This is a genomic window from Anisomitus miae (SeqCode) (assembly GCF_054906395.1).
Map to the genome: position 1 here is coordinate 123,084 of NZ_JBRACL010000008.1, position 19,590 is coordinate 142,673.

At 29.1% G+C, this 19,590-nt stretch carries 28 protein-coding genes; 9 read left to right on the plus strand and 19 right to left on the minus strand.

Annotated elements, in window-relative coordinates:
- Positions 1 to 72: 72 nt before the first annotated feature.
- The 5 genes from AALI31_RS06160 to AALI31_RS06180 all read left to right on the plus strand — a co-directional run bounded on the left by AALI31_RS06160 (position 73) and on the right by AALI31_RS06180 (position 2,786).
- Positions 73 to 888, plus strand: coding sequence for a hypothetical protein (locus AALI31_RS06160; protein WP_489885657.1), 816 nt, complete (start codon positions 73 to 75; stop codon positions 886 to 888).
- A gap of 88 nt (positions 889 to 976) precedes the next feature.
- Positions 977 to 1,174 carry a hypothetical protein gene (locus AALI31_RS06165; RefSeq protein WP_489885658.1) on the plus strand — a complete coding sequence of 66 codons (198 nt, stop codon included), beginning with the start codon at positions 977 to 979 and terminating at the stop codon, positions 1,172 to 1,174.
- 224 nt (positions 1,175 to 1,398) lie between these two features.
- Positions 1,399 to 1,893, plus strand: coding sequence for a hypothetical protein (locus AALI31_RS06170; protein ID WP_489885659.1), 495 nt, complete (start codon positions 1,399 to 1,401; stop codon positions 1,891 to 1,893).
- 37 nt (positions 1,894 to 1,930) lie between these two features.
- Positions 1,931 to 2,410: a hypothetical protein gene (locus AALI31_RS06175; protein ID WP_489885660.1), complete on the plus strand. Its 480-nt coding sequence runs from the start codon at positions 1,931 to 1,933 to the stop codon at positions 2,408 to 2,410.
- On the plus strand, positions 2,379 to 2,786 hold the full coding sequence (locus tag AALI31_RS06180) for a hypothetical protein (RefSeq protein WP_489885661.1): 408 nt from the start codon (positions 2,379 to 2,381) through the stop codon (positions 2,784 to 2,786). Before AALI31_RS06175 ends, AALI31_RS06180 begins: the two co-directional genes overlap by 32 nt.
- Positions 2,787 to 2,849: 63 nt before the next feature.
- On the opposite strand, the gene AALI31_RS06185 is transcribed toward AALI31_RS06180, so the two are convergent.
- From AALI31_RS06185 to AALI31_RS06275, 19 genes are all read right to left on the minus strand, one after another.
- Entirely contained in the window at positions 2,850 to 3,221 is a 372-nt protein-coding gene (locus AALI31_RS06185; protein WP_489885662.1) for a hypothetical protein, read from the minus strand.
- A gap of 258 nt (positions 3,222 to 3,479) precedes the next feature.
- Positions 3,480 to 3,884, minus strand: a complete 405-nt coding sequence (locus tag AALI31_RS06190) for a DUF2634 domain-containing protein (RefSeq protein WP_489885663.1) — start codon at positions 3,882 to 3,884, stop codon at positions 3,480 to 3,482.
- A 17-nt stretch (positions 3,885 to 3,901) separates the two neighbouring features.
- The gene (locus tag AALI31_RS06195) at positions 3,902 to 4,255 is read right to left on the minus strand and encodes a DUF2577 family protein (RefSeq protein WP_489885664.1); all 354 of its coding nucleotides are present in this window, start codon (positions 4,253 to 4,255) and stop codon (positions 3,902 to 3,904) included.
- 14 nt (positions 4,256 to 4,269) lie between these two features.
- Positions 4,270 to 5,238 (minus strand): XkdQ/YqbQ family protein, encoded by a 969-nt coding sequence (locus AALI31_RS06200; protein WP_489885665.1) that lies wholly within the window; start codon positions 5,236 to 5,238, stop codon positions 4,270 to 4,272.
- The gene (locus AALI31_RS06205; RefSeq protein WP_489885666.1) at positions 5,235 to 5,849 is read right to left on the minus strand and encodes a LysM peptidoglycan-binding domain-containing protein; all 615 of its coding nucleotides are present in this window, start codon (positions 5,847 to 5,849) and stop codon (positions 5,235 to 5,237) included. Before AALI31_RS06205 ends, AALI31_RS06200 begins: the two co-directional genes overlap by 4 nt.
- Complete coding sequence (locus AALI31_RS06210; RefSeq protein WP_489885667.1) at positions 5,839 to 8,406, minus strand: phage tail tape measure protein; 2,568 nt, start codon at positions 8,404 to 8,406, stop codon at positions 5,839 to 5,841. The genes AALI31_RS06205 and AALI31_RS06210 overlap by 11 nt, the downstream gene beginning before the upstream one ends.
- A 151-nt stretch (positions 8,407 to 8,557) precedes the next feature.
- Positions 8,558 to 8,944 carry a phage tail assembly chaperone gene (locus AALI31_RS06215; protein ID WP_489885668.1) on the minus strand — a complete coding sequence of 129 codons (387 nt, stop codon included), beginning with the start codon at positions 8,942 to 8,944 and terminating at the stop codon, positions 8,558 to 8,560.
- Between the two features lie 11 nt (positions 8,945 to 8,955).
- Positions 8,956 to 9,408, minus strand: coding sequence for a phage tail tube protein (locus AALI31_RS06220; RefSeq protein ID WP_489885669.1), 453 nt, complete (start codon positions 9,406 to 9,408; stop codon positions 8,956 to 8,958).
- Positions 9,409 to 9,422: 14 nt separating this feature from the next.
- A complete protein-coding gene (locus AALI31_RS06225) occupies positions 9,423 to 10,481 on the minus strand; it encodes a phage tail sheath C-terminal domain-containing protein (protein ID WP_489885670.1) in 1,059 nt (352 codons plus the stop codon).
- Between the two features lie 39 nt (positions 10,482 to 10,520).
- Positions 10,521 to 10,952 (minus strand): phage tail terminator family protein, encoded by a 432-nt coding sequence (locus AALI31_RS06230; protein ID WP_489885671.1) that lies wholly within the window; start codon positions 10,950 to 10,952, stop codon positions 10,521 to 10,523.
- The gene (locus AALI31_RS06235) at positions 10,952 to 11,323 is read right to left on the minus strand and encodes an HK97-gp10 family putative phage morphogenesis protein (RefSeq protein WP_489885746.1); all 372 of its coding nucleotides are present in this window, start codon (positions 11,321 to 11,323) and stop codon (positions 10,952 to 10,954) included. Before AALI31_RS06235 ends, AALI31_RS06230 begins: the two co-directional genes overlap by 1 nt.
- On the minus strand, positions 11,313 to 11,648 hold the full coding sequence (locus tag AALI31_RS06240; protein WP_489885672.1) for a phage head closure protein: 336 nt from the start codon (positions 11,646 to 11,648) through the stop codon (positions 11,313 to 11,315). Before AALI31_RS06240 ends, AALI31_RS06235 begins: the two co-directional genes overlap by 11 nt.
- Positions 11,638 to 11,928: a head-tail connector protein gene (locus AALI31_RS06245; protein WP_489885673.1), complete on the minus strand. Its 291-nt coding sequence runs from the start codon at positions 11,926 to 11,928 to the stop codon at positions 11,638 to 11,640. The genes AALI31_RS06240 and AALI31_RS06245 overlap by 11 nt, the downstream gene beginning before the upstream one ends.
- A complete protein-coding gene (locus AALI31_RS06250; protein ID WP_489885674.1) occupies positions 11,928 to 13,070 on the minus strand; it encodes a phage major capsid protein in 1,143 nt (380 codons plus the stop codon). Before AALI31_RS06250 ends, AALI31_RS06245 begins: the two co-directional genes overlap by 1 nt.
- Positions 13,063 to 13,674, minus strand: a complete 612-nt coding sequence (locus AALI31_RS06255) for an HK97 family phage prohead protease (RefSeq protein WP_489885675.1) — start codon at positions 13,672 to 13,674, stop codon at positions 13,063 to 13,065. The genes AALI31_RS06250 and AALI31_RS06255 overlap by 8 nt, the downstream gene beginning before the upstream one ends.
- Before the next feature lie 14 nt (positions 13,675 to 13,688).
- Positions 13,689 to 14,612 (minus strand): phage portal protein, encoded by a 924-nt coding sequence (locus AALI31_RS06260; protein WP_489885747.1) that lies wholly within the window; start codon positions 14,610 to 14,612, stop codon positions 13,689 to 13,691.
- Positions 14,585 to 14,926 (minus strand): hypothetical protein, encoded by a 342-nt coding sequence (locus AALI31_RS06265; protein WP_489885676.1) that lies wholly within the window; start codon positions 14,924 to 14,926, stop codon positions 14,585 to 14,587. Before AALI31_RS06265 ends, AALI31_RS06260 begins: the two co-directional genes overlap by 28 nt.
- 118 nt (positions 14,927 to 15,044) lie before the next feature.
- The gene (locus tag AALI31_RS06270) at positions 15,045 to 16,736 is read right to left on the minus strand and encodes a terminase large subunit (RefSeq protein ID WP_489885677.1); all 1,692 of its coding nucleotides are present in this window, start codon (positions 16,734 to 16,736) and stop codon (positions 15,045 to 15,047) included.
- Complete coding sequence (locus AALI31_RS06275; protein ID WP_489885748.1) at positions 16,733 to 16,936, minus strand: P27 family phage terminase small subunit; 204 nt, start codon at positions 16,934 to 16,936, stop codon at positions 16,733 to 16,735. The genes AALI31_RS06270 and AALI31_RS06275 overlap by 4 nt, the downstream gene beginning before the upstream one ends.
- Here AALI31_RS06275 and AALI31_RS06280 point away from each other — a divergent pair.
- From AALI31_RS06280 to AALI31_RS06295, 4 genes are all read left to right on the plus strand, one after another.
- Positions 16,925 to 17,323 (plus strand): tyrosine-type recombinase/integrase, encoded by a 399-nt coding sequence (locus AALI31_RS06280; protein ID WP_489885678.1) that lies wholly within the window; start codon positions 16,925 to 16,927, stop codon positions 17,321 to 17,323. The two genes, AALI31_RS06275 and AALI31_RS06280, sit on opposite strands and share 12 nt — an antisense overlap.
- Before the next feature lie 496 nt (positions 17,324 to 17,819).
- Complete coding sequence (locus AALI31_RS06285) at positions 17,820 to 18,710, plus strand: Rpn family recombination-promoting nuclease/putative transposase (protein ID WP_489885749.1); 891 nt, start codon at positions 17,820 to 17,822, stop codon at positions 18,708 to 18,710.
- A 134-nt stretch (positions 18,711 to 18,844) separates the two neighbouring features.
- Complete coding sequence (locus AALI31_RS06290) at positions 18,845 to 19,213, plus strand: DUF3310 domain-containing protein (protein ID WP_489885679.1); 369 nt, start codon at positions 18,845 to 18,847, stop codon at positions 19,211 to 19,213.
- Complete coding sequence (locus AALI31_RS06295) at positions 19,214 to 19,579, plus strand: HNH endonuclease (protein WP_489885680.1); 366 nt, start codon at positions 19,214 to 19,216, stop codon at positions 19,577 to 19,579.
- Positions 19,580 to 19,590: the final 11 nt, after the last annotated feature.

A 19,590-nucleotide genomic window follows, 5' to 3' on the forward strand; every position in this document is an offset into this window, starting at 1 on the left:
ACAGACCCCACAAGCCTAGGAAACTTAGGGGTTTTACCTAAGCGAAATAATCATAAGGAGTTTGCAAAAAAAATGAGTAATTGTAGTTTGGTGCTGAAATCTAAAATCCTAACTAGTGGCTGTAAAAGATATTACCAATATTTGTATAATCTGCAGAAAATATCTGTAAGACAAAATTGGTTAATATTAGACGGCGAGCACAAAAATAATAATTTTGTAATCGCAAAAGACAGCCACGCAGCGGAAAAACTGCTTATTAGCAAGTCTAGTATAGCAAACTACAAAAAAACTCTCAAAGCCTTAGGATTAATCAGTATACTACCAAAATTTACAACCAGAACCAATATATGCAAAAATAATCATTTTTGCCAGTTGATGGTTTTGGTTGACAAGCCGAGAAAATTTATTTCTAAACTCTTAACTTATAGGGCTGATTTAAAATCACTAAAGGCTACATCTGGCATTATATCACGTATCAGCAGAAAAATAAAGTCAATTAGCAATATACACACCAAAATCAAAAAAATTATTAGTAACATCAAAAATAGTTATAGTTATGATAAAAATCTGTCCCATAATGACCCTAAATATACAGATGTTACTAATATTTTGACTAGTTGCAATATTAAATTTAAAAAATCAGAACTAGAACAATATTACAGTTTATATACAGAATCACCAGATAAATTTTTAAATGTTGCAAAATATTGCAATGGAAAAATACTAATTAAACCACTAAAATATTTCATCAAAGTTTTTAATAATTACATACCTAATTTTAATATGCAACATATCAAAAAAATAAAAAACTCTTTTTGCAATTTTGATCAAAGAGAGTATGATTTTGATGAACTCGAAAGACTGCTAATAGAAAATTATTATGATTAGGAGGAGTGTATATACATGGATTATGATTATGTTGCTATACCCGCAATTGATGGTCAAATATCAATATATGATTTGATAGGTGTACAAGATGCTTAATACATTATTTGATGACTTAGCTGATTTAGCAGAAAGGACAAATGAAAAGATATTATACAAAGCTAAAATTAATAATAAAATAGCTGAATTATCCAAGATAGTTAAACAAGTTGAAGATGATATTAAAAATCTTAAACTAAGGAAAGATGCTATAAGTATGCTTATTAATAATATCAAAAAGAGAGGATGATCCTTTTGGCAAAATTAATCAATAACTTTAAAAATTTAATCAAATTAGCGATTAGAAAATATAGATTAACTAAATTAAACAAAGAGTATCTCAATCTAACAAACGAAATAATCAAACTTAAGTTAGATGCTTATATGGTACGATCACAAATCAATGACATTACAGGAGATCTAAAGAGTGGATGTATTAATAATTAAAAATATCCTAGTTAAAAGGAGTTTTATATGGAACTTCAAGAAAAAGTACTTTCAAGATTGATATTTAGGAATAAGATCTTTGAAAGTAGTGGGCAACCGTTTGAAGATTTGTTCATATCAATAATGAGTTATGCAGAGAAAAAATTTACTCCTATTGAAACTTTAGGAAATAATACAGAAGATAGAAAAAAATATGCTTATATAGCAAATACAGGAACATTTTATCAGGTATATGCTCCTGAATATATTAGTAAATGTGATGTTTTGAAAAAGATTCGTAAAGGATTTAATTATTTATTGAGTAAATGGACTTCAGTTAATAATTTTTATTTTGTCATAAATGATAAGTATAAAGGTATTGATACAGATGTTTTTAATATAATGCAACAAATAAAACAAGATTACAATTTAGATAAGGCAGAAATACTCATAGCAAAAGATCTTGAAAATATTGTATTTGAAAAATTAAAGGATGATGAAATAATCACCGTAATTGGTTGGAATGTTTCCAAATTATTTTAAAAATTATATTAGGAATTAAAATGAAAGGAATTTTAAAATGACATCAACATTTTATATGGATACCATAGATAAAACCCTAGATATAATTTGTTACGAAATACATAAGGTAGTAGATTTATTTAGGTGCATAGAATTTAACACAAAAGCTAACGTATCAATATTAAATAATCAAATATTTGTAGATAATTACCTAGATAATTTTGTTAACATGGACGAGTTTAAAATATTTGTGCTAGACGTTGCCAAAACAATTAAATTACCCAATATACTAATGTGTAAAAAGTTAGATACCATACTTGATCATTATAATTTCTATGACGTATTCAATAACATTATCATTAATTCTGATATGGAGACTGTGGATTTTATAAACCAAAATCGTGATTATTACCTAGACATTTTTACAAACTATTGCAACAGCAAAAGCACAAATCTAGGTACACATGTAGTTAAACTAATATTTAAAAAGATTTTAGGTGATATCAATGCCGAAGAAGCAAAGAGAAAGAGATTTTAGAGAATATGACGCACAAATAACTATACGGATTTGTGAGAAATTCTATAAACTATGTTGTCTGTTTAATAGATACAACGTATGTAATTTTATAAGAAAATTGATACGTGCCGACTTGACTAACGATTATTTTTTAAGTATAGACCTAAAAGACCACTACAGATTAGATAAGGTATTTGATGTTAAAGATTACACAGATATTAAGAGGTATACTTTTAACGCTAAAAAAACTCGCAAAATAACAATCAGATTATATATAAATGAAAAATTAGAACTTAAAAGAAGAAGTGAAGGTAATGTATCTAAGTACATACATTACATGTTTATGGGATTTATTGAAAATATAATCGATGATATAGAAAATATGAAAGGAGCTTAAAATCATGAAACTAATGTACATAAAGAAAGAAGAGGAACAGGATAAAAACACCCAAGCATCGGATTACAAATCCGATGGTATCCTGATCCTAGCCCTTGTACTAATTATATTACCCATAGCAGTAGGCATGATAGCGAATATAATTATAAAAGTACACGAGCTAAATATATCATAGATATTTTTATTGTACAAGTATTTTCTAGGTACCCTCGATATCGCTTCATCTATCCTCTCTATCGCTTCCTCCGCATTCCCTACTCCTATCACATCTATTCCTCCTAGCCCTAACTCCCTGCTCCTCATGTTACCCACACTCAATCCTATCATTTGCTCCCTATTCGCTCCTACTTGTAATCTTATACCTTCTTCTTCCTTACTCACACTGTTCGTAAACTCAAACCCTCCACTCTTTCCTGCTGTTATTTTACTATCCAAATCTTTTAAATTTAACGTTATTCCTCCTAGCTCAAATGTCTCATCAGCTTGAGGATCATCTAATGTGAAACTATCTAATAAATATTTCTTTCCTCCATTAAATCCTGACTTGTCAAATAATTCAATCGTTACTGCATCCCCTTGACCTTGAGCAGCGTGTGTTAACGTGTGTTAACTTGAATTCAATTGCTTCTAAATCATCTTTAAGTGGACCTGCGGCAGTTAGCGAACCATTAGGAGTAATACTTGCCTTGTCCGTTATCTTATACTCCTTCCCTGATATATTACCATTAGTGTGTTTCCTAATGTATGTATCCTAAGATTAATATACATGTTATTGCAATCTAAGGCATAATCTGTAACAGTAACGCTATCTATGTAATCACTAACCATTAGGGCATCTATGATTTCTGATTTAAAATCTCTTTTAACACTTTCGGTAAATACTTTGCCTATATAACTATTAATTGACGTTCCGTATGATTTACCATAAGCTAAAAATTTAAACCTTTTAGTTTTAATTGTCTTGTAAACCCAAACTCTTAATGCTTCTAATCCTTCTACAATAACAAATTCATTATCTTTAATTATTGGTGTATCATTTTCAAAATCCCAAGCTATTTCTTTCAACTTATTGAGTTCTAGTTTGTTCGTTTCCTTCACCTGTATATTTGGAAAAATCATACGTATACCCTATCAATCACTATAAATTTTTGTCCATCTTCAACACTATTTAAAACTACTTTATCTCCTACTTTAAGCTTATCTTCTTCATATTTATCTTCTTTAATTTTTGCTTCACAACTGCAACTACATTCCCCTGTACAAGAAACATTACATTCTATATCTGGTATTAATGGTTCAATTAATTTTTGTACTTTATCAGTTAAAATAATGTCTTCTTCATCAAGTAAAATATCACTTAAAGAAATAGACATTGGATCTAAACTTTTAATCTCTCCAATGTCTACAACATTACTTGTATTCTTAAAATCACTATTTATTTCCTTTGCCAAAGACGAATAAGCATTCAATAATATTCACCTCTTTATTTCTTAGATTGTGTTTTCTTATTTTCTTTTGATTCTTCTTCTCCTGAACTTTGTTCATCCATTATCTTTTCAAAGCTAAGTTCAAGACTTGTTGTATGAGTGCTATTTTCAAAATTATGAGTATCTCCTTTAATATAAAATAAACCTTTAATATTTGTGTCCTTTTCTGTTATATGTACACACTTTCCAGTAGTCAAAGACAAATCTCCAATACATTCAGCATTTAAAGTTTTTTCTATGTCTTTAAGCTTTGAATTATAATCCTCTTGTTCTCCATCTTTATTCTTTTCAAAACTTAAACTAAGTTTTCCATATAAAGAAATCCAAGAGTCATTTTTAATCTCCTGGATCTTTTCTTGATTTTCATTGTAAATAATAACTGCGTTTATCATATTCTGCAAATCTTCAGAATGAGAAACTTTAATAATGTTTAGACCTTCTTTTAAATCTACCCCTTTTCCTACAAATGCTTCTTTTATGGTTAATCCATTATTATAAGTCATATAGTATTTCTTTTTAGTTTTCTCACTTGCCATTGTGTAAGCCGTTTGAATAATCCCATATAAATCTATGTTTCTAAACTTTCTATTTATTGTAATTCCTGTACTTTCTATATGATTTACTTTTATATTAAATTCAACACAAATCTTTCGAGTAATATCTTCAGGAGTTTTATTCTTAAAATTATAACTAGCTTGATTCTTCTTTAAGTAAATTAACTTGTCAAAGCAAGTTAATTCCATCTGCACTCCTTCGCTATCAATATTTTTAGTAAATATATGATATTCAACTCCGTTAAACTCTATTATCTCACCTAAGTTAACATCTCTATAATCTTTACAATATATAGATAAATTAAGAGTCCTAGCAACCTCACTAAGACTCCCACTTTCAGTCATCTTAATTCTTATATCACTTATATCAAATTTTATACCTGATCTGTTTGTATGATATATCTTGATCATATTGATAATACTTGTCCTTCATAGATTCTATTAGGATTAGCTATATTATTTTTAGTTGCTATCTCCATGTATTTGTTACCATCCCCGTATATTGCCTTAGCTATATTGTATAGCGTATCTCCATATTTAACGATGTATGTTGTACTACCACTTTTAGGTATTATTTCATTTTCTCTTTTAGTTTTGATATCATTTACTTTTTTAGCCCCGACTTCCTTATATTCTATTAAACTTAGATTGTAGTATATATCGCTAGATCCATTATTTGTATACCATTCGTATTTATTTATTTGAACTTTTGTATCAATGTCAAAATTGTATATTTTAAAATCAACCACTTTGTTATTACGTTGTATATTGTGAAAATACGCATTAATATCTTCATAGCTTGATACACTTATTGTATATTCCACCGCATATGATGGTTTAGGTTTTGTTGGATCATAAAAAAAAGAACTTATTTCAAAAGTCCTTAATTTTGTGTTTGTAGTTTTTGATATTTCTCCTAGTCCATCTATTGTAACATTTGATATATCATTTTCTTCGTAAGCTTTTATTTCTTTGGGTAATACTGGAATTTTGAATTCTCCGAGCCATATCTCATATAACATTAATCTTAGCCACCCTTATTTTATTAACTATTATATTAGCTACTTGATCAGCCATATTATTAATATCAATATTATTATTACTTGCTCCATTAGCATTAACACTTACATTAACTGTTACGTTACTACTACTATTATTACTTACTGCATTATTAGTATTAGTTATATTGCTATACCTATTGTTATTAAGCATCTTAACAATATCATTGTCATTAGATTTATCTCTTATCCTTAAGCCACTATATAACTTATTTTCCTCTGCTGTTAATACTCTCTCACCTCTATGTAGTTCTGCTACAAATCCATCATATGGTACATAATCAAGACCAGCTCTATATGATCCATTAATTAATGGTGTATTATATCCTGGGGTAAGTAATGGACTATCCTTAGACGCTTGCAATCCATTCCCACTTGATTTAAATTCATTTAACTTCTTTTGCTTAGAACTATCTGTCCATGTAACTTCTGCTGCCATGGGTATGTTAACTCCTGGTATATTGTTAATCAATCCAATAAGCCCATTGTATGATACTATAAGACCATTAACTATGCCCTCCACGAAAGTTAATATACCTTGCCAACAATCATGTACAAAATCCCTGAACCACTCATGACTATTATATAGCGTACCTAGTGCCCCACCTATTAGTGTTAATGCCCCAATTATTGCTACAACTGGATTTGCAGCTAAAAATACAAACGCTTTAGACAATAATCCTACAGATGTTGTTGATCCTATTAACAATGTCTTAAGCACTGCCAATCCTCCACTAATTGTTGATACTGTACTTATCAATCCTCCTATAGCTGTTACTATAGGTGGTATTGCCACCATTAATAATCCTAATGTTACTATTACACCTTGTGTACTTGGTGATAAATTTCCAAATTTATCTATTATGTCACCTGCAAACTTAACTATATTGGTAAAAGCAGGTATTAGATGTTCTGAAATTTTTATCCCTAAATGCTCTAACTTTGATTTTAGTGATGCAATATTCCCTTCAGCATTATCCTGCATAGTTTTAGCCATAGTTTCTAAAGCACCATTTGCAGTACTAATATCAGCTGCAAGTCCCTGATATTCATCTGATAATCCATTCATAATAGCTTCCATTGTCTTTCCGTGTTCTTTACCTGCTATCATGCTAAGGTATGTAACTTTTTGTTCCTGATTCATACCTTCTAGTGATTTTTGTAATTCTTTAAATGTTTTTTCTAGTCCAATAAAGTTTCCTTGTGAATCAAATGCTGAGAATCCTAATTGACTTAATGCTTTCTGTGCTTGTCCTGTAGGTGATGTTAAGTTTGTGAGTATTGCAGACAATCCTCTACCAGCTTCAGATCCTTTTAATCCTCTATTAGCCATAATCCCTAAAATTCCAGCAAGTTCTGTTATATCTCCACCTAAACTTTTAGATTTACCTCCAGTAACAATAAAAGCTTCCATCATTTGGAGAATTGATGTATTAGAAGATGTAGATGTTTTAGCTACTTTGTCCAGAAACCCTCCTAACTCATCTACCTGTAATCCTAGAGCTGACATACTATCTGTAACAAGATCCGATGTTGTTGCTAGGTCTGCTTTCCCAGCTTCGGATAATCTAAGTATTGGTTCTATTCCTCCTATAATTTGCTGTGTATCCCAACCAGCTAATGCCATATACTCCATAGCATTTGCTGATTCAGTCGCTGATTTAGTTGTTTCTCTCCCCATCTCCATTGCTTTTTGTTTCAGTATTCCCATATCTTTATCTGTAGCCTTATCTCCTATTGTTGCTTCAACTGATGACATAGCAGACTCAAAATTCATACCAGTTTTTAACGATGCTGTTAATCCTACTGTTAATGGTAACGACATTCCTAAACTCATATTTTTCCCTGTATTCTTAACTGTATTGCCTAATTTGTCAAAACCTGAATATTTATCTTTTTCACTCTTAAACTTATCGTAAAAACTATTAATTTTATCGCTTTTATCTTGTAAGTTAAAACTATTTTTAGATTTCCTATTTAGCGTATCGAGTTTATTGCTTAATTGTACTAAGCTTACATCTAGCTTTGATACTTCTTTTTGGGATGCTGATAGTTCTTTTGTGTATTGCCTATGTTCTGATTTTGCCTTTGACAATGTTGTAGTTTTATCTTTTAGTGTTTTATTAATTTCGTTTAATTGATTCTCGTATTTTCTAAGTTCATTTGTATTTGTAGTGTTTTTAAATTCTTCTACTTTTGATGTTAGTTTTTGTTTTTGCAATGATAGATCTTGTACTTCTTTGGATAATGTTTTAACATTTTGTGCTGATGTAGTAGTTAATTTTTGCCATCCATCTAGTGTTTGTTTAGATTCCTTAATTTCAGTTCGATTTTGTTTGATTAGATCATTAATCTCACTTATAGCACTTTCTAACTGTTTTTTATCTAATTTGTAGGATTTATCTATTGTATCTTTAACGCCTTTAGTTTCCTGCTTAAAAATATCTTGCTGTTTTCTAATACCGCTTAAAGTACTTGTAACCATGTCTTTAAGGGTTATTACAGCGTGTAAATATTTCATTTTAAGTACCTTTCTTTATTGTTATCAATTTCTAACATTGCACTTGATACCATAAATAATTTGGTCTTTAAATCTAATGATAGTAAGTATTCAATCTTAAATCCTTTTTGTAGATAATAATGAATAAAATATGCATCATCATTAGATCTAATTAGTTTTTTATGTCTTCGATTACCTTTACTGCTGATTCATTGTATCCTGCCATATCAAGTAATATCCTGCCTATGTATATTATCTCTCCCAATGTGAATATTTTATCTAATATCTCTGTTGGCTTTGATACATTATATACATCATGTAACTCAGTATCCTTAAGGTTAGGTGATATTACAGAGTTGTACACCAAATGATAATCGGATTCTAGTTTTGATTCTGATAACACCTCTGTTGCATCTAATATAAGGGTATTATTTGGTTTTTTTACTGTTATAGTTCTATTTAACCTTTTTATGTATATTTCTCTATATTCGTCTTTGTTATTGCCTGATTGTCCTGCACTATTTATCAATTCATCTATAGTTAATTTGTCGTATTTCATTTCTCTATCTCCTATACTTTATTTAATATAGATTCTACAAATTGTAAATCACTCGCTGTGAATCCAAACTTAAGTTCTTGTTCTATTGGTTTTTTGCTTTCAAAGTTCATTATGTCGACACCAATAAACCATACATTATTAATTATTACTCTCTCTGTACCAAAAGAGTCTGGATCTGATAACTTAGCAATAATTTTAGACCTAGGATCTAATCCTTCTAACCATTTTTTTGCAAATTTATCCCATTCCCTAGAATAGACCTTTTTAGTTGTCATAGTGCCTTCGCCTTTTAACGCAACTAATTTTGAATCAATATCCATAGATCCTGGAAGAGTAATATCTTCTCTTTCTGTGCTTAGTTTAGCTTCGAATTTTACAATATCTATTACTCTATCTCCATCTAGCCATAAACTACCCCACGATCCTGATATAATACGGTTTCCTCTTAGCTTTTCTGCAGACATATCGCACCTCCCTCTTAAATACTAAAAATTATATTTATATCTTCGACCGAGTCTACTGGTGTAATGGATCCTATTATATATAGCTTTGATCCTGTATTTATTTTTCTTAATTCTGTATCACTCATATTTGAAATTTCTTCTTCATTTACTCCTTTATCTCTTAATACTTGTTTGTGGGATTCTAAATTTAGATCTACTTTATTATCTCCATCCCCTAATAACTCTTGATCTACCAAAGATTTCAAATATGAGTTGATTACAGATATACAGTTCATTTTATTATCATATGTGTTTGACATTTTACCTATATATTCATTTTTCAGCGTCTTACATATATCATTTTTAATCATGTCAATTATTTCAACTATTCTAATTTTTTTAAATGATTCATTTTTATCTTTAGTTATAGTAGTTAAAGCATTTACACCCCTAGCTATTTTGACTATACCGTCATCTTTTATCAATATTAATTTACCAGCGTCAACTATTTCATTGGGATTATCTGTAATTTCCACATCAATTATATCTTTAAGTTCGTAATATGTTGATGATAATGTAAATGGTAATGATGCTAATATTCCTGCAATCCTTGATGTAAATTTTTGTGGTGGGTATGTTTTTCCTTTTTCATCAACGCAAGTTGATACATAATTTATAATACCTTCATGATCGCATTGAGTATTTGGTAATACCGCCTTAAATATCTTGTTGTTTTTACGTTGTTCTTTTATAAATGATGCTATCTTTGCATTATCTTCTTGTTCTCCATCTGGATAACAAAGATAGTTAAAATTTTCTGTAGAAAGTCTAGTTAATGCTTTATCTATTGTGTTTTCATTTGTAATTCTTTCAATAATTAATTTACTTAAATCTTCTTTAAAAGCTTGAGATATATAATCAAAACTTTCTGCGGTAAATTTTGAATCATCTACTTTATCTAAAGAGCTATATGTATACCTTAATTCTTCAGCTGTATCATCTTTCAGTATCATTGCTACTATTCCTCGTTCACTTCTTTTAATTGCTGTTGATGATAATGTTTTAAATTCTATTTCTATTTGTGGTAATCCCACTAAATCATCTCCTCTCAAAAAAATAAAAAACCACTATGCTTATAGTGATTTAAATTTAAGATCAACTACTCTTAACAATTCGCTTCCTGTTTCTTCTTCACTACATAGAAAATCATAGTATTCTATACCAAAATTAAATTCTACATAATCTTTTTCACCTTTGGAAAATGATTTATTGTGTATTGTAAATACTCTATCTTTGACTTCCAGAATCTTGATAAATAAATTATCTAGCTTTTCTGTAACTTCTAGTCTTTCTGTATCTAAAATATTTTCGTTAATATATCTAATGTAGATATCTAAATACTTTTTAACCATATTTGAGTTTTCTAAACTGTTTTCATACTTTTCTATATTTACAAAGAAACATGGTGTGTTAAACCCTTCTTTAACATCATTTGCATAAACTTCTATATCTAAATCTTTTAGTTTCAATGTAATGGATTTTTGTATATCTTTAATCGATACCATTAGAAAAATTCCTTATCAAAATAATTATCTATATTCGATTCTACTTCTCTTATAGCATTTTTGAGCATGTGTTCCCCTGCTTTAAATCCTGTAATTTTCTTATTTCTATTCTTCTTTATGTGTCCATCTTCTACCAAGTGTGCGTATGGTGCTGTGTTTCTGACTGCTATACTTATAGTTCCACTTTTATTTTTTACCTTCTGAATTTTCCAACTTCTTTTTAGTTTACCTGTTTTAAATGGGGAATTCTCCATTGCTTTTTTCCTAATTCTATTAGCTACTTTCGTAGCAAATTTATTTACCTTACTTGGAAATGTTCTTTTAATATTGTCTATATAGTTGATAAAATCATCTAATCCTTCAATTTCTATAGTTAACCACCTCTAAATTCATTTCTTTGTTTAAAAATCTATAGTTTTCTATCTTAGTTATGTAATATTTCTTGTCTCTAAATTCTACAATCATATTTAGGTTTACATCTTTGCAGTACCTTATTTTAATTGATAGTGTTTCTACATTTTTAATCTTATCATCTAAGTTTGTTTCTCTGCCTTGCTTATGTTCTACTCTTGCCCATATAGTTTTAATTACCTTTTCTACTTTAACTAAAGCTCCTAGTTCGTTTTCTTCTTCAACAAAATCAATTAATTTTATTCTATGCCTTAATTTTCCTATATCTAAATTATTATTCTTCATTCTCTACTTCTTCTACATCCTTTGTTTTAACTTCTCTTAACTGTACAATAATAGAATTTAAACTAAACTCCAAATTACCAAGATTGCCTGTAATACATCTATTTTCATACCAGTGAGAGATAAGCATTTTAACAGCTATTTTATAGAGATTATTATCATAATTTTTAATACATCCAGCATTATATAAGTACTCTTCGGAGGCTTTTTGTAACCCTAATAACAGTTCATCCTCTTCATCATAATCAACTCTAAGATATAATTTAATTTCCTCTAATTCCATTAATCTTTCTTCTTTCTCTCATTAGATAATAAACTAGGTGTGACCTTAGCAATTCTAAATGCTGACTTTAATTTAACTCTAATGTCTGCCCATGCTGTTAACACAAATAATTCTTGACCCTTTTCAATATCTTTTCCAGAATCAAAGACAGAATCTATATCATAATTTAAATGTAATTGAGAAAAATCACCTATTATTGGTTTATCTGCAAGTTCACAGAAAACAACCTTAACTCCTAGTACCTGCTCTGGCTGTTTATCATAAAAATTAGTGTTAAAATTTGATAGCTTATCTATCATATTTGTGTAATCACTTCTTTTCATAACTATACTAGCTCTTTCATAATATTTATCTTCTAAATTTGCTAATGATAATTTTATTGCTTTAAATAAATCTTCCCCCTCAATCTCTTTAATGGCATTTTGAGAGGAATATATATTCATGTGTTCCTCACCTGAATTCGTAGTTTTAAATATACAAATTTTTTCTTTCTCTGCTAACCCTTCTTTTAATGCTCCTTCTATATAAGATACTAAATCAGCATTAGTGCCGTATAATACAGTATCAGACACCCTACATTTCACTTTAAATTTAAATCTTCCAAAACTAATCTTATCACCAGTTAATTTTATTTCTTTAGCTGTTTCATTATCTTTTATAAAGTTATTATCTTCTAGTTCATAGGACACTTTTTGTATCTCAAGTCCTCTTGTATTAGTAATTGTCATTATTTCTCTTAAAGGATTGTCCTTAAGAGGTTCTCGTAAAAGTTCATTAGCTAATGTTGTAGGGATTAATTTTTCTCCTCCAGTACTTGGAGTAAGATCTGACCCAAACAAACTCCTTTTAACATCCTCTGGCATTTCATTTCCTGAAATTATACTTTTATAATAAATCCCTCTGCAAACAATTGGATCATCATTATTTATTTGTACTTTTATAGACTCTTTTTCTCTTCTTTCAAGTTCTGCTTTAAGAACACCGAGACTTGTTGTAATAGTATCAATATCTTTCTTATTTCTTGTTATTCCTTCTGAATCATTGGCTAAAGCAAGTTCTACATTCTCACTATAAAGTTTTTGCAATTGCTCATTATAATTTTGTATTTCCCTTTTAATCTCATAAACTGTTCTTTTACTCATTTAAACTTCTCTCACTTTCTCTAATTTCTTTTAATTTCCTTTTTGATTCTCTAATAATCTCTTCAAAATCAAAGTTACTTTCCTTATTTTGTTTTGTACACTTAATTTCTTTACTCCTTTTAACTTCTGCTTCTGTCACTTCGTACGCTGGTATTGGTGTAATAGTTATCTCAATTAAATCAACTTCAAGAATTTCTCTAAATACAGTATTTTCTTTTTCTGTCCATGTGCTTTTTGTTACAAATCCAGCAAAACTACACTGATTAACTATCCCTTTATCAATTAGTTCGTACAAATCATTCCCTTGCGTTGTATCTGGTAGTTCAATCTCAAAATAGAGTCCTTTATCTTCTTCAACAAGTTGCATATTTACATCTTTACGAGCTAAAACATTGTTAAAATCATGATTATATAACGCCAATATATTATTCTCTTTAAGGCTTTGTATAAATGCTCCCTTGCGTATACATTCTTTCCATGTATCTATACCTATCCACGTATCAAATACAACTGCATATCCTTGTATTATCTTTCTATCTTCTTCTCGCTTTGATCTATAACTAATTTCATAACTTCGTTTTATTGGTAGTCTTTCTCCTTCCATTTTAATCACCTCCTTTAATTGTTAATCCTCTCATGTTTATCAAGAGTATCTAAATACGAGTAATTTAGAGATATTACTGCTCTTTCTCCTATTTCTCCATAGCTTTCCAAGTCTTCTAGACTTCTAACTTCGTTAAGTGTCATAGCTCCCATTGACACCATTTCTTTGTAAAATTTAGATCTAGAACTCATGTCAGCACGCATAAGAGCATTAATATTAAACTTAAAATAATACCCTTCCTTTATTTGCTGTTCGGTTAAAAGTTTTCTATTTAATTCCTGTTCTATAAGTACTACTTCTGGAGCTATACAATTTTGTATAAAATCTATGGTTTGATGCTCCATGTTAATGTATTTACTGTTGTCACTTTCTCCTAACATAAAAAGAGGTAGTCCAGAAACCGAACTTACCTCTTTTGCCGTTATTTTATTTATATCTGATTGTTTCAAATCATTAATATCATACTTTATTTGTTCAAACACCATACCAGAATCTAGTACTACAAGACCATTAAATCCTTGAGAATAACTTTTTTCAAATTGTTCTTTGTACTCTTTCATCTTCTCAATAGATAAATTGCTAGGCAGTTTAAGAGTCGCTCCCGCTTTTATTGATTTTTCCATCTGCTCAGAATTTATTTTAATAACATTTTCTTTAAAGTTTAATTGACTCCTCAAACACTCTAAAAAACTAATTCCCTTATACCCTGAAACATAAATACTCGAAAAATGAAGTATATCTAAATTATGTAAATATAACTCTTTATCATTATATGGTTTATAATAAACTTCTCCTAATTTATCTAAATATATTCCTACCTTTGATGGATCTAAAATATTAAGCTCTACCACCTCCCCTATACTATTCCTCTTAATGTAAACATATGAATTACCGTATATTTCTTTTTGAGCTATAACAGTTCTCCAAAATATATATATGGTGTCATATTGTTATTAGGAGATGTATTTAAAATATAAGATATATCATTGTTAACTACACTCTTACGTTTAAATACGCATTTATTTTCTTTTAATACATCATTTTTGTATAATCTTAACGGTAATTGTGCTATAGCTTTACTCTTTCTATCAACTACTGCATAAATTAAACTATGTATCTCTAGTAACTTTTCTCTATATCCACTATTGATAAAAGCAGAATTGGTTAAATTCCTTGCTATATTAAAATTTAATACCCGATTCTTGTTTCTTTTTATCGTGCTCATTAATTTATTAAATATTTTATTAATCAATTATAAACTCCTTATATTTTTCTTAAATACTGATATACTACTTAACGGATCTAACAATTTTAAAAGCCATTCAAATTAAAAGACAATAAGATTAAATCTTATTGTCTTTTTCTTATAATTAATCAAACTTCCATATATCAAATATTAATTCTCTTTCATTTTGGCTATACATTGCACGTACAAATGCATTAATAACAGATGCTAGTGGATCTATTCTCTCTTTTGCCTTTCTCTTATCTAATTTAAAGTTACCATTAGTATCACTTATAGTTATGGCATTTAAAACTGCAAAGTTAAGTATTGGATTATTATCATGCATTACTTCTTGAGTATAAATTTTCTCTCTAAATATCTTAGTTGCTTCTCCTAGTGTTCTAATTCCTTGCCTTATTTCAACTGTGTTATATCCTAGATCACTTAAATCCCTTGCAAGTATACTAGCATTCCAAGGATCATAACATATCTCTTGTATTTCTAGGTTATACTCTTTTTCTACTTGCTGTATATATCTAATCAAAACTCTGTAGTCTACTGTATATCCTGATGTTAATGTTATATATCCTTGTTTCTCCCATAGATCATATGGTTTCTTTTCCTTCTTCATCTTCTCTTCTATATGTTCAAACGGTGAAAAATTGTGGTTAAACACAAAAAACCTATCATCTCTAACTCCTATTATTCCTATACTTGTTAGGTCAATAGTTGATGATAAGTCTATTCCTATCCATACTTTACATCCTTCCAAATCTTTAAGTGTTACCTCTTCCCCACACTTACTCCATTTTTCAATATCAAGATATGTATTATTAGATGATCCTATTTGCACCCACTTATTCATATGTTTGGTTAAGTAGTTTCTCATAGTCTCAGGTTTATCTAGTGCTTCTCCTAAAAATGTTCTAATATTATTAATACCCTCTTCATACGTAGCAAGTAGTGGATTTGCTTTAATCCAGTTTTTCTCATCTTTTATATCATCATCTTTCTCAAGTTCACAAATTAACGCAAAATATTCTTCGTTTTCAATCGCCCCAGATAACAACATCTCTGAGTACTCGTATTCTTTATGGCAAGGTGAGTATAAGTCAAATCCTGCTGTAGTTATTATAAGTGTTAGTGGTTCTGTTCTTGCTACCATTCCGCCTTCCAATACGTTAAGTATTTCGTCTGTTTTGTGGCAATGATACTCGTCAATTATTGCAAGAGATACATCTCTACCGTCTCCTGTGCTAATAGCTCCAAGTGATAATGGTTCAACAATAGATCCATTCTTTTTGTATGTTAATTTATCTTTAGTTTGATAGTAATATCCATCTAAATGCTTATTAGTCTTAATTAATCTAGATACTTCCTTAAAACAAATATCCGACTGCGATAATCCCCAACCTGTTATATAAATCTCTTGTTGCTCTTTGACTACAAATAAGAAATAACTAACTACTATTGATATTAACTGTGTTTTACCATTCTTTCTCCCTAACTGTATATATGCCTTTTTGTATTTTCTGTAATTTGTAATCTTATCTTTTATGCACAGTATATTTGATATAACAAATAACTGAAAATCCGTAAGTTCTATATTTTTCCCCTTAAGTACACCCTTTGAATATGTAAAATAGCTTGCCCATAAATTAATCTTTTCAAGTTCTTTGTCATCTAAATAATAATTACTTTCTTCTCTTATATCTCTCAAAAATCTAGAACATGCTTGTTTGTGTTTTTTACACGAGTTTATTTTGTTGTTACAAATTTTATTGCAATAACTTATTACTCTGTTTTTTAGTGATATCTCTTTTTTATCCTTGCTCATCTAAAAAAAATCTCTCCGAATTTCTGAGTATTACTTTTCTCCGAATTTACATTTATTACTGTAAACTTAACTCTTGATGATGGGGTTAGTCCTAATTCTTTAGCTAGTTTGTTGACAATCTCTAGGTATTTATTTTTAAGTTTTAGTCTTGGATTTTCAATTAGGTTAGTTGCTCCTGCTTTATTTGTGTGTTCTATTATTTNAGAAGTGAATTTATTTTAATTGAAAAAAAGACTAAGAAACGAAAGGTGTTAAATATAAACCCTAACCTTAAGATGATGTTAGTTAGATATGTGAAAAATAGAGACGACAGAGAATACATAATATCATACAGAGATAATGGAGATAATCCTATAACTAGAGCGAGAGCATTCCAGATAATTAAAAGCTGTGGAGATAAGTTTGGGTTAAGATTATCGCCACATAGTTTGCGTAAGACATTTGGATATTTTCATTATAAAACAAATAAAGATGTTGTAATACTACAAAAGATATTTAATCACTCGCACCCAGATATAACATTTAGGTATATTGGAATAAATTCTGAGACGATAAAGAATTCAATAAATAATTTAAAATTATGGTGATTTTAGTGGATAAAACTAAGGTCTTTTTTATTTTTTTGTGATTGATTTTACATAATGAGTCCATGTTTAATTTAAGTATTAGATAGATAGAGAACCTTTTTAGAATGGAGGTTTGAGATGTGATAGGTAATTTAACATAATCTTACAATATGTCAAGTTTAGTTATTAGTTATAAATATGATTGATAGTTATATTATTAATATGCAGGTATATATTGATTAGATTGATTTAGTTTTTGTTCATAGATTTGTAAAAATAATTTCTCTCCCCTCTCGAAAAAATTTTTAAAATTAAAAAAATAATTTCTATAGTAAAATTTGTCCTACGATATAGTAGGACAATAGGTAGTACATTAGGTAGTACAATAAGTAGTACAAAAATAAATGTCCCCTTGTAGTACAAGATGAACAAAATTTAAACAAACAAAACAAAAAAAGAGATAAGAAATACTTTAAATTTGGTATAATGTATTTAGAATTTATGGTGAGAGAAGTTGATGAATGTGGGAATAGATAGAGAAAAAATATGGGAAAGTTTAACGATAAGCAATGATTTTATATTTGCGAAGGTAATGAGAGATAAAGAGATATGTAGGGAGACATTGGAGATATTGCTTGATAAAAAGATTGGAGATATAGAGTACATAGATAATCAAAAAGTTATTGATATGAGATATGACTCGAAAAGTATACGACTTGATGTATATGTGGAAGATGAGAAAAGAATTTATAACATTGAGATGCAAGTTGTAAATAAGAAAGATTTAGAGAAAAGAAGTCGATATTATCAAGGGATGATGGATTTAGATGCAATTGAGAAAGGAATGACATATAGAGAGCTTAAAGATAGCATTGTTATATTTATCTGTAAATTTGATCCATTTGGAGGAGGATTATCTAGATACACATTTGAGAATATTTGTGTAGAGGATAAGGGAATATATTTAAGAGATGGAAGTAGCAAGATATTTTTCAATACTAAGGCTTATGATAGAGAAAGAAGAGAAGAAGTTAAATTATTTTTAGAGTATATTGAGAGTAATATTGCTAGAGAGAATAAATTTGTTAAGAGAATAGATTCTGAGGTTAGAAATGTAAAGGAAAGTGAAGAATGGAGGGCACAATACATGAAATTATTAGAGTTAACCCGTGAAAGTTTTGAAGAAGGACTTGAGGAAGGAATAGCTAAAGGTAAAGCTGAAGGTAGAGCTGAAGGTAAAGCTGAAGGTAAAGCTGAAGGTATTGAAGAAGAATTACAGAGAGGAATTCAAAAATTGATAGAGAGTTTAAGAGGACTTAAAATTGAAGATAGTATTATTGAGAGAGAACTATCTACGAGATACAATTTAAGTGAAGAAGAGATTGACAAATATTTGAAAGCACTATGATAAGTAGTGCTTTTTATTTTGCCTAGAATTAGAGTTAGAAAAAATGTACTACCATATGGTAGGACAATAGGTAGTACATTAGGTAGTACATTAGGTAGTACAATAAGTAGGACAAAAAAAAGGGGAAATATTAAATGGATATGATAAGAAAAAATTTTGAGAACGAAATCAAATCAAATATCATTAACAATAAAAATGATAGAGTTAATGACATAGCAAAAAGAATTGATAAATTAATCTATGATTCTCCGCATTATTTAGGAGAGATTGAAACAATCGATTTCATGGCTGACAAATTATCGAGAGAAGAATTTATCGGATACTGCAAAGGGAACGCTGTGAAATACCTATCAAGAGTTGGTCACAAAGAAAATCTCAAAAATACTATAGACGACTACAGGAAGGCACTAACTTACATACTAATAGCGACAGAAACGCTGAACAAACAATTTGAAATAGAATTAGCAGAAGAAGCTGAAGGGAAAAGGAAAGTAAATTTTTAGATGAAAAAGATTTGTAATAAGATAGGATGCAACAAATTAACAAAACTAAAAGAGAAATATTGTGATGAACACAAAGTAGTAGAACTTGAAAGTGTTAGGAGATGGAGAAGAGATTATGATGATAAACGTAGAGATGACAAGCATAGGAAATTTTATAAGAGTCAGCAATGGAAGATAGTAAGGGATTACATATTAAGACGTGATAATTATCTATGTCAAAACTGTTTGAAGGAAGACAGGGTGACAACAGCTACTACAGTACATCACATTGTAGAGATAAAGAGAGATTATACGAAAGCCTTAGATGAAAATAACTTAATTACACTTTGTCATGACTGCCATAATAAAACACACAATAGATTTTGATTATATTTATG